General features: G+C 38.2%; 7 protein-coding genes. 3 read left to right on the top strand and 4 right to left on the bottom strand.

All coding sequences use genetic code 11. From position 1 onward, the window contains the following. Positions 1–350: 350 nt before the first annotated feature. The 3 genes from ACWXWT_RS18005 to ACWXWT_RS17995 form a co-directional block, all read right to left on the bottom strand. Positions 351–812 (bottom strand): DUF1499 domain-containing protein, encoded by a 462-nt coding sequence (locus ACWXWT_RS18005; protein ID WP_456042958.1) that lies wholly within the window; start codon positions 810–812, stop codon positions 351–353. A gap of 491 nt (positions 813–1,303) precedes the next feature. After that, positions 1,304–2,566 carry an oligosaccharide MFS transporter gene (locus tag ACWXWT_RS18000; protein ID WP_456042957.1) on the bottom strand — a complete coding sequence of 421 codons (1,263 nt, stop codon included), beginning with the start codon at positions 2,564–2,566 and terminating at the stop codon, positions 1,304–1,306. Between the two features lie 21 nt (positions 2,567–2,587). Then, a complete protein-coding gene (locus ACWXWT_RS17995; protein ID WP_456042956.1) occupies positions 2,588–3,598 on the bottom strand; it encodes a LacI family DNA-binding transcriptional regulator in 1,011 nt (336 codons plus the stop codon). Between the two features lie 147 nt (positions 3,599–3,745). Here ACWXWT_RS17995 and ACWXWT_RS17990 point away from each other — a divergent pair, with 147 nt between their 5' ends. The 3 genes from ACWXWT_RS17990 to ACWXWT_RS17980 all read left to right on the top strand — a co-directional run bounded on the left by ACWXWT_RS17990 (position 3,746) and on the right by ACWXWT_RS17980 (position 10,880). Continuing rightward, positions 3,746–5,197, top strand: a complete 1,452-nt coding sequence (locus tag ACWXWT_RS17990; protein ID WP_456042955.1) for a glycoside hydrolase family 32 protein — start codon at positions 3,746–3,748, stop codon at positions 5,195–5,197. A gap of 169 nt (positions 5,198–5,366) precedes the next feature. Then, positions 5,367–8,105 carry a TonB-dependent receptor gene (locus ACWXWT_RS17985; RefSeq protein ID WP_456042954.1) on the top strand — a complete coding sequence of 913 codons (2,739 nt, stop codon included), beginning with the start codon at positions 5,367–5,369 and terminating at the stop codon, positions 8,103–8,105. 498 nt (positions 8,106–8,603) lie between these two features. Next, positions 8,604–10,880 (top strand): GH32 C-terminal domain-containing protein, encoded by a 2,277-nt coding sequence (locus tag ACWXWT_RS17980; protein WP_456042953.1) that lies wholly within the window; start codon positions 8,604–8,606, stop codon positions 10,878–10,880. Positions 10,881–11,077: 197 nt separating this feature from the next. On the opposite strand, the gene ACWXWT_RS17975 is transcribed toward ACWXWT_RS17980, so the two are convergent. After that, positions 11,078–11,312 (bottom strand): hypothetical protein (locus ACWXWT_RS17975; RefSeq protein ID WP_456042952.1); only part of this gene is annotated, 235 nt, incomplete at its 5' end.

Genomic DNA, 11,312 nt, shown 5'->3' with positions numbered 1-11,312 from the left:
TATGCTTCGTTAGATGCTTTCAAAATACGACGGCATGGTCTATTTTTTTCCATAAAAAATAAGACATTCCCACCATCCATGGCGGTCAGATGCTGGAGGTAGAGTAACGCAGGAGCTTGTTACCGAGGATCACTATTCGCTGCAATCATCTGCCTTGCCTACAGCACTTTGAACTCCCGCTGAAAGATCACATATTTAATAGGATTGGTATTACATCTTCTTGACGCTATTTAAGCCATATTTATCAAGTACAACTGACAGCTCAATAAACTACATCAGGATGATGCAAACAAAAATAATCTGTCGAATGTAACCAACCGGATGCAAGCAAGTCATCCTCAACCCGGTGATTAACTCGGGTTAAAAGCGTTAAACTCACTTCTAATTTGTTCTATTCGCTCTCTGTTAACTCCCAAATCAGAGTGCCCAACGCGAGAAGCCGATCTGACATGTATGGTAATGCTGCCAGTGGTGGTTGATGGAAAATAAAACTCAACATCATCTACAAAACGCATTATCTTAGACGTAAATTCAACTCGAATGTAATCATCTTCAACGACAACAATATCGGCACGCGGTGCCATTTTTAATATGTGTAAAAGCTTCGCTTGTGCTTGTTGACGTGTTCCAACAAACTTAATTGGTGGTATCGCATGTTCTTCATCTGCAGCTGCTAGCTGACTATTAACACAATTTGGTGAGTCAGGGCATGGCATTAACTGGCCATTATTTACGCCCAATGTTGGCACTGTGCCAGAGCAGCCAAATAAAAAAATACAACTCAATAACATAATTGAAAGCGGCTTGTTCATTTTTGTCATCCTTTTCGTTATCACGGTTTGATTTAAGCGTTAGCGGTATTAAAGCACAAAGGGGGAACTCTTCATTCTACTTTATTGAACCTCAATAGTTTGCACTATTCTCAAATTCATCACACCATAAAAGAATGATACTCTATTTTATACTTGGAATAACTTGACGTCGTTTAAAAAAGCTCTGTATTTACAAGTATTCTCTTTACTTCATTCAAATTTAATTTGCTATTTTCAGGACTGTGCCAGAGGCTGTTAATAAGCCGCTTTAAAGTGGTTTTTATTACAACACTGATTTTATTGTCTATGAAATCGAGGGCGAGTGCATCTCTTTAAAACGTTATTCAATATTCTTTTTGCGAAGAGATATATTGCTCATTTTTAGCAGTAAATTATGTTAATAGATCATCAATCAACTTAACTTAAGAAGGCAACTTTGGACAGCATTGCCACACATTATTGCAATACTCATCCTGAAAGGCCTACCCGCTTTAGTCTGCTAACTTAGCGCCATGTTGTGTTAAATCTGGTTTAATGGTTATTTTTTTATCTGAAGTTAATACGAAAGCAGAAACAAGGACAAAAAAGCTAACAAGTGCACCAATGAGTTTATATGCATCCGCAAAGCCAATTTCATCATAAAGTACACCACTGATAACCGATAAACCGCTTCCTGCTAATTGAGACATAAATTGAAATCCTACTATGTAAATAGTGGCGGATAATCGAGCATCAAATGTAGCAGAAATATATTTAAAAATAGCGATAAGCATAATGGGTAATTCTACAGCATGAAGAAGCTTCATCGCGGAAATAGACATAGGATCTCCAGCATAACCCGATCCCACTATTCTTATTGCCATTATCGCTCCACTTAATAACAACCCGTTTTTAGCACCAATACGATTAACAATAAAAGGTGCTAAGAACATTCCGCCAGCTTCAAGGAATACCTGTAATGAGTTTAAGTACCCAAACATGGCATTACCTTCTGCTTTTGTTGGAAATTGAGCAGAAAAATATACTGCAAACTGTTGATCATAAACGCCATATAAACACGACACGCCGATGACAAATGTTGTAAATGCCCAAAATTTTGAATCACGAAATAGCGCTATGGCATCGCTAATTTTTAAAGAGTTTGCTTTACTATCAATATCGTTTTGTGTTGCTGTATTACTCGCAGGTTTTACAAACATTAAGCACAACAAAAATATGATTGAGCACGCACTTGCTAACACAAAATTTAAGGTTGCCGACACATTAAAAATTTGCCCGGTAAAAAAAGTAGCAATAGCCCAGCCTACAGATCCCCACATTCGTGCTTTACCAAATTCAAAACCTGTAGTGCGCCCGACTCGTTCGATGTAAGTTTCAACGGCGCCTACGCCAGCAAAAAAAGTAATTGAACAAAAACAACCACCAACAATTGCCCCCCAATAGAGTGAGTCAATTAGCATAGGGGTATAAATATAGATAAAAAATGGGCCACTGAGCAGTAACATTACTCCGACAAAAAACAGTAAATGTTTACGTAACCCAAGCTTGTCTTGAATGAAGCCATAACAAGGCATTATAAACAATGCTGTAATTGCGTTTATGCTGAAAACGATACCTGTTTCAACTCCGTTCAACCCAATTGCTTGATTAAGCCAAATGGGATAAATTGAAAAGCAAAATGACCAAGTTAAAAAGAAACTAAGAATACATCCACTTAATAACCAATAATTCCGCTTTGATATCTGATCAGTCATTTCTTGAGCCTTATTTAATGTTTATACGGAGCTATGCGACCCCCGAAGAAGCAACTGCCCGCTTATTTCATGTATTTTGGTATTGGGTTCGAGCTTTTTATCAATTGCAATTTGTGCTGCCATTTGTCCCATTCTGAAATAAGGAAGGCTAACTGTGGTTAACTTTGGCAAAAGGTTTTCAGCAATTAACGTATAGTTATCGTAACCAACAATAGAAATTGTCTCTGGGATTTTGTACCCCATCATACGGATTAGCATAAACACACGCATTGCCATTTTATCGTTACCGCAACATATTGCGGTGGGTCGTTCTTGCCTTGACATTATGTCCCGAAGCACGTTTGGTAATTCGGTAAATTCGTCTTCAGGATCAGAACAGACCCCTGCCTGAATTAATGTTTCATCAACATTTAAATTTTTCGCCTCATGTGCATCGACAAAACCTTTAATACGTAAAGGTGTTGCAGGCATATTTTGAAAAAGTGTCAAGTAAGCAATTTTTTTATGACCTAGGTTTAATAACTCTTCGGTCAGTTTATATGCACCACTGTAATCATTTGGCAAAATAGTCGGATGCTTTAATGTTGACTCAAAGCAGTTAACGAGTATTAAAGGACACTTATTAAATGATTGCTTAATCGTCACTTCACGGTGATAAACCGTTGCGTAGATAATGGCTTCAGCTCTTTGACGTCTAAAATCATCCACTAAACGAGAAAAACTCTGCTCATTACCGCCGGATTCACCAATCATCAATAGCTTTCCATGTTTTTCACATTCGTGTTGTATTCCTGCAATGATGTCGAATGAGTCTGGTGTTGTTGTTAAATTTTCAGTAATGAGACAAACAATACCTTTTTCTTGCCCTCTTAAGGACTGAGCAGCAGCAGATGGGTAGAATTCTAATTCCTTCATAACGGCTTCTACTTTCTCTTTGGTTTTTGCGCTCACGCCCTCGAACCCGCTTAATACACGAGATACCGTTTTTACCGATACGTTCGCTTTTGCGGCAACATCTTTAATTGATGACATGTTGGCTCTCTGATCATAATGGTCTAAAAGGTATCGAATTTTTACACAGAACGAACAATAAGTTGACAAAAATTTAAAACCTTAATCATAATGACTAACGATAGACATTTATTCAAGCTATAATTTATAATTTTTTTAGAGGTGTTCATGCAGTCTTTAACCAACCCAATCACTGAAGAAGAGAAGCCTAGCTGGGCACCTCAGTATCACTTTTATAAACAAGGACACTGGTTAAATGATCCTAATGGCTTATTTTACCTCGACGGTAAATACCATTTATTTTTTCAACTAAACCCAGACGATGTTGTATGGGGGAATATGCACTGGGGTTATGCAACCTCTAACGATTTGCTCAATTGGCAGCATAAACCTATTGCGTTATTTGCCGAGCCGAAGGGGCTCGGTTATATTTTTTCGGGTGGTGCGATTGTTGATAAAAATAATACGTCTGGATTTGCTAAAAATGGTGAAGTGCCTGTAATTGCTAATTTTACTCAACAGTCTGTCGAAAAAGAGCAAGTGCAAAGTATGGCTTATTCTCTGGATGGTGGTGAGCACTTCTCAATGTATTCTCACAATCCTGTGATCCCGAACCCTGGCTTAACCGATTTTAGAGACCCTAAAGTAGTATGGTTTGAAGGTAAACAATATTGGGTTAAAACCGTGGTTGCTGGCCAGTGTGTGTTCTTCTATAGATCTGACGATCTCAAAAAATGGCAAAAGTTATCAGAATTTGGTCATCAACATGGCGCGCATGGTGGGGTGTGGGAATGCCCAGATTTGTTTCCGTTAATTTGCAGTGACACAGGAATTGAACGTTGGGTTTTATTAATTAGCATTAACCCAGGGGGCCCAAACGGAGGTTCTGCAACACAATATTTTATTGGTGATTTTGATGGTGAGATCTTTACTCCTCAAGATAATCAAACCCGTTGGTTAGATTACGGTACTGATTGTTATGCAGGGATCACATGGGATAACACCCCTAAGATTCAACATTCTCGAACGCTTATTGCTTGGATGAATAATTGGCAATACGCTAACAATACACCGGATAACACTTGGCGAGGTGCAATGACGCTTCCAAGATCGATTTCTTTACAAAGGTATACCGACAAATACCGCTTATTATCACCACCGGCTATAAGCTTTAAAGAAGAAAATCAACAGGTTGTTACACAACCTTTAACATCATCACCGATATTTATTTCTAAAGCATACAAACTTTCTTTTAGTGTACAGATTAACCAAAAAAATACCATTTTGGTTTGGAAAAGTGCGGCTGAAGAAGTGTTCACACTCACATTTGATGTCGCCAATCAGCAAATTTTGGCAGATCGAACTCAAGCTGGTTTTGCAAGTAAAGGTTTTGATTCTGTTATAAAAATGCCAATTGCAGCTGAAGAAAAATCCTCCATTAGTGTTGAGGTTTATGCCGATAATTGCTCTTTTGAATTATTTTTTAATGGCGGTCAGCAATGTATGACTATTCTTACTTTTCCTACACGTGCTTTTAGTGAGTTATTCATCGATGCAGCAAGTGAAACACAAATACTAAAAGATGCAAAAATATATGAAGTTACACAACTAAAAAAATAGGCGAACTTTCAATGGATTAGTTTGTTTCAAATATTTTATTCTAATGTTGATTTCTCGAATATGTAGCTTAATAGTTAATGATACTTTAAATAGGTGTTGACATGGTTTAAAAGTGAACGATAATGTCTATCGTTAGACAAATAAAAATAACATCAACAGGACCACAATCATGTTTAATAAAAATTTTATAGCAATTTCTATAGCAACAGCTTTTGCTGCGCAAGCAGCACAGCTTTATGCTCAAGAGTCTACTGATAAAGATGAACCCGCTACTGATGATATTGAGCGAATAATTGTTACTGGTGTAACCCGTAATACTCAAAAAATGGAAGCGACTTTCTCGGTCAATACCATTTCAGAACAAGACATGAAAATATTAGCGCCTAATAGTGCGGCTGAACTTCTTGGTAATATTCCGGGGTTTTTCCCTGAAGGCGGCTCAGCAGGTGAAACACACAATAACGTGCTTGTTCGCGGGTTACCCCAAGCCGGTGGTTATCGCTATGTACCTAACTTAATCGATGGGTTGCCAGCATACGAAGAACCAGAAGCACCATTTATGAATAATGATGTGTTTATTAAGCCAGATTTAATGACGACAACTGTCGAGGCTGTAAAAGGTGGTCCAGGGGGAGTGTTATATTCTAATGCACTGGGTGCAGCAGTAAACTACATTACTCGAACAGGTACACAAGAGGTTGAAGGCGCTTATAAAGTTGAAGTTGGTGATTGGGGGCATATTCGCAATGACTTTTTTTTAGCTGGTCCGATTAATGATAATTTAACCTATGCATTCGGTGGTTTCTATCGCGTTGCTGAAGGCATTAGAGATCCAGGCTATACAGGTAACAGTGGTGGTCAATTTCGCGGTAATTTACTGTATATCAGTGATGATGGTACTACAGAAATAAAAGTACAAGCTCATGTTATTAATGATAAAACAAACTATTATCAAAACATTCCTTACTCTATTACCAGTGATCGAGGTCCTGGTACTGCAGATAATCCATTTGAAGTCGATCCTTCTAGTGTGAATAGCCTAGGGGTAGATTTTGATAACGGTACAGTTCTGTCTCATCAAACAAGTTATTACAACCTTTACAATGCAGATGGCAGCCAGCTTCAATTAGATATTAGTGATGGCATTCAACCTAAATTTAATATATTTACTGTAGATTTCTCAAAAGATTTTGAAAACCAATGGCGTTTTGATACATCGCTTCGCTCAACAACTGGCACCAATGGTTTTAATGCACTATTTAACGATCCACCAACTGAGCGTTCTAGCTTAGAGTCTGAACAGTTTGCTCGTATTCAAAACTTCGATGGTGTCATCGGTGACTCCTATGCTGATGCGGTGGGAGTAAAAGCTTATTATGCCGACTCTGTAACGGGGACTGATTTAAGTTCAGCCGAGCGCGCGGACAGCATTTTGGCACACAATATTCCTGTATATGGCAAGGTCGATGTTACTAATTTAGTGGGTGACTTTCGATTTAGTCGCTTTTTTGATTTTGAAGATCAATCACATGAATTAACGCTTGGATTATATACCAGTCATTATACTTATGAAGTGCAATCTGTATTTGCTAGCGCATGGAGCGATATTAGCAGTGACTCTCGTCTAGTTGATTTATATGCAGTTGACGAGAACGACCAACAAGTAGGTCCTTCAATTACTGAAGGGGGGGTAGATCAACCTGCTATTTTTGGTTTAGGCGCTGATGCGACAATGCGTACTGATGCATTCTATGTACTCGACCACATATCATTACTAGATGATAGGCTTCAACTTGATATTGGTGGACGCTATCAACAGCTTGAAGTTGACCGTGTCACAACTAACTCATCAGACCCAGGCAATAATTCAAATGACTTTACCCCCAGTGATGTTGTGGTTGGCTCAACCGATGACACTCTAGCTGATAACTTTGTAAACGTTCCTGACGGTACGGCAAGGTTTGCCTCTGAAACCTACGATGCTTTTGGTTGGACTATTGGTGCTAATTATCGCTTGACTGATAAAGTAACAACGTACTTGAGCTATAGTGATTCATTCAGATTACCAAGTTTTGAAGATTATATTTTTGGTGGTCCAGCAACCAATGCCTCAACAGGTGAAATTGCGCGTGGTGATTTAGTTGAAGATATAAATCAATATGAAGGTGGTTTCCGTTTTAGTGATACAAACTACGAGATCAATTTAAGTGGTTTTTATATTGATTTTGCAGCAAAAGAAACACTGGGTGCGACACTTGATGACTTAAGTGACACTGGTGCAAACGGGGTATCTTGTAGTGCCGTTCCAGCACCTGCGAATTGCTCTAAAATACGCGATAGTTACCGCACTAGCTTAAAAACACATGGTATAGAGTTTGAGGGAAGTTATAGCCCAGATTGGCTAGAAGGCCTTTCGTTACAAGGTAGCATCGTTTGGCAAAAACCAGTGCAAGGCCAAGATTCCGCCATTCGCAGTGCAATCATCGAAACAGATACCGATGGCGATGGCGTAAATGATTTACGTCAATATGATATATCCACTGGCGAAGATAGACGACCACGTCGTCAATCAGAATGGTTAGTTAACATTCGTCCGTCATATGAGTTTGATATGCTACCGCTAACGGTTTATGGACAAGCTATGTATTACAGCGAGCGTTTTTCGGCAGATGGTGATACTAATGTAACCATTTATCCTGGTTATACTCAGTTGAATGCTGGTTTACTTTATTCTTTTGATGAAGACATAGAGTTTCAGTTTCATGTTAATAACTTAAACAATGCCGACTCATTTACTGAAGGTAGTTCGGTAACAGACGGAATGCGCTTGTCTAACGGTGACTATACCGGTGTTGCACGCCCATTACTTGGTCGTACAATTAAAGCATCATTAATGATTAAGTTTTAAACAGTCGTCCCCACAACTGTGTTAACTCACTAATCATTAATATCCATAATGCCACTTGTTTTAAAGCGAGTGGCATTATTTCTCGCTCTATATAAGTATTTTATTATCCGCTTAAAATATGGGGGGTACACACTCCGTATACTATAACGTATTGCCAATATGTAATTTGTGTAGAGTATTGGTTTTTAATTATTGGTATTAAATTTGTTGAATGACTTCTTGCAGTGATTTATTCATTATCATTTTTCGAAAAAACATATAAATATGCCAGTAAATATTGTAACAACCTGTAATTTGACTTTGAAGTATTGATGCTATTTATTCATTATTATAAATGTGTTTTTAAATTCGGAATGATTAAAATGCTCGATAAAAATGTTTAGTGCTTTAATATTATGAAAATTTTTTAATTTTATTTAAATTATTTACTGTAAAAATGTTTTTGTGGTCTTTGAACATATAACTTTACAGTGATAAGTGAATTTTTTAGGAGAGATCATGAGATGGAATATCGTAGGCCATATATTGGTTTTTTATTTTCTCATAATGAGTAATTCTGTTTTTTGTCAAGAAAGGTTGATAAATATAAATTTTAATGGCGATCTTTCAGACAAAATAAATGCTTATCGGATATTTACCCAATTTGACCAACCAGATCAAGTCAAAGGGGTTGAAGGTCAAGCTTGGCGGACCGATGGTTTTTCTAGTTGGGCTGAAGCTAACATTGACTTGAGTGGTGTTGAAGAGGTTTCTATCTCAACTTGGATAGCCATTGAAAGCTATCCGTCAGATTTAGAAACAACGGTAGACAAATTATCGCCAAGTTCAATTATCAGCCAAAGATTGAACTTATCTGGTTTTGATATATATATAAACACGTTTGGCCAATGGGGGCTTTGGTTAGGCGATGGTGAGTCTGACGTTAACATTCAAGCAGAATCGGCATTTCCATTATATCAATGGGTTCACGTTGCCGCAGTTATTTCCAATACAAAAGGCTTTGCGGCCCTCTATTTAAACGGACAACAAGTTGCGAGTATAAATAAGCCAAATAAGCATCTTTTCAACGCGGCGCCAAGCGCATTATTGCTTGCAAAAAGTCATCAAGATGTTCGTTCGTTAGATTTTGAGCTTAATCGATTAAATGCAGCATATGATCTAGTTGATGTAAAACGTGGAATAACATTACCTGCGGAATTAATTAAAGAAGTAAAAGCTAGAAACGTATCATCAGTTAATATACAAGAATCACTTGTTGTTCCCCGCAGCCGCTTAGCCAGTGATCATTTACGCCCCTCATATCATGCGATGCCTCCAGCAAACTGGACAAATGAACCGCATGGATTAGTCAGAAAAGATGATGACTGGCACTTATTTTATCAACGTACTCCCAATGGCCCGTATAAAACGCAAATGCATTGGGGCCATATGGTAAGCAAGGACTTAATTACTTGGGCACACTACCAAGATGCTTTATGGCCATCATTACAAAATGATGAATTCGGCTTTGACATGAAAGGCATCTGGTCTGGTGATGTGGTTGTTCAAGATGATTTAGCTTATGCTTTTTATACCAGTGTTAATCATGGTGATCGCTTAACCCATTATAATCCAGGGATTTCATTGGCGGTGAGTCGTGATGCTGATCTGTTGAATTGGGAGAAGTTAGGCCCAATTATTAATTCCGAACATGTTAGTGATTTTCGTGACCCCTATATTTGGATTGATGGTAATCAATGGCACATGATTATTGGTGCAGCTTACGGTGAAAGTGGTGGGCTTGATTATTACGTAATGGATAAAATCGGAGGTGTGACACATTGGAGGCATCAAAAGCATTTTAGTAGTGTACCTTATGCACAAATGGATATTGGTTCTGCGATATGGGAGATGCCAGTTTTTGAAGCCTTGTCGGAAGATGTGCACATTTTATTGGTTAATCCAATTGGTGGAAATATTCAGAAATATCAAGATCCATCCACTCGAGGTGTATATTGGTTAGGTAAATGGAAAAATGGTTTATTTACTCCGTTCTATAAAACTCCAAAGCCTTTAGATATTTTAGTTGGACACTTGTCACCTACCGTTGCCAGAGCCGATGATGGTGCGATTAGAGCAATAGGTATTGTTGATGAGCGCAGAACCCCTAGCGCCCAAAAAAATGCGGGTTGGGCACATACCTTTAGTCTAGTTCGACGTTGGTTTTTAATGGCTGATGGGCTTACCCTTGGCCAAGAACCTGCTCCTGAAAATAAAGCGTTGCGAAAAGCTAAACTGTTTGAGCAAACTGCAGTTGTTTCAACCCAAGAAACATTGTTATTAAAAGATAAATTGGCATATGAGTTATTGCTAAGCGATGTCAATTTAGGTCAAGAAATCCTCACGATTGAACTATTTGCTAATGACGATAGTACCGAAACGACAAAGTTGATTTTTAACTCGCTCACCAATACTGTGGTTCTCGATAAAACCCATTCCAACTTGTCCGGAAATGATGAGGGACCATTATTGATTACAGGAGCGTATGACAGGGTTGCTCATGGTGATATCCAAACGATTAATGTTTTCGTTGATGGATCTGTTGTGGATGTATTTATCAATCAATCTGCGGCTTTTTCTGTTAGATCTTATCCGTCTAAAATGACGAGTAACCAATTAAAACTGGTGACTTCGTCTGGCTTAATTCATATTGGCAAAGCTGAAATATGGGAGTTATCTAATGATAATGACTTTATTAGCAACGAAAGTATTGTGAGGGCGGAGGCTAAATACTAATTATTACTTATGTGCCGTTTGGATGTTCTGTACTATATTCTGATGGGGGGGGTATAGGCATTATGTTAACCCCCTTAGGTGATTCAAAGCGATGCCAAACGTCTTTGGGATGACCTTGCATTAAATCGTTGCGGAGTGCCTGATGATCGATTAATAAGATTAGTGTCGTTTTATTCTCTAAAACGTGAATGAATTTGTCACCATTGGTATGCTTTTTCACTCACTAAAGTCTGAGTGGTGTGCGATATAATGGTCGTCATCTCTATATTCAGATAATAATGCAGAGGCATGTTTAATACCAATCCCATTAAATATCTGGTCAGTTCAGAGTCTCTCAGGTTTTTCAATTCAAGGCACATTGATGTAGAAATGGTGTTCCCTTTTAAATCGATGTAACACAGAAGTGGAATACCTGAGAGACTCCATTCTGGC

It is taken from the genome of Shewanella sp. A22 (genome assembly GCF_053850585.1).
Note: the sequence above shows the minus strand (reverse complement) of the source record. Positions and strands in the feature narration are given on the sequence as shown.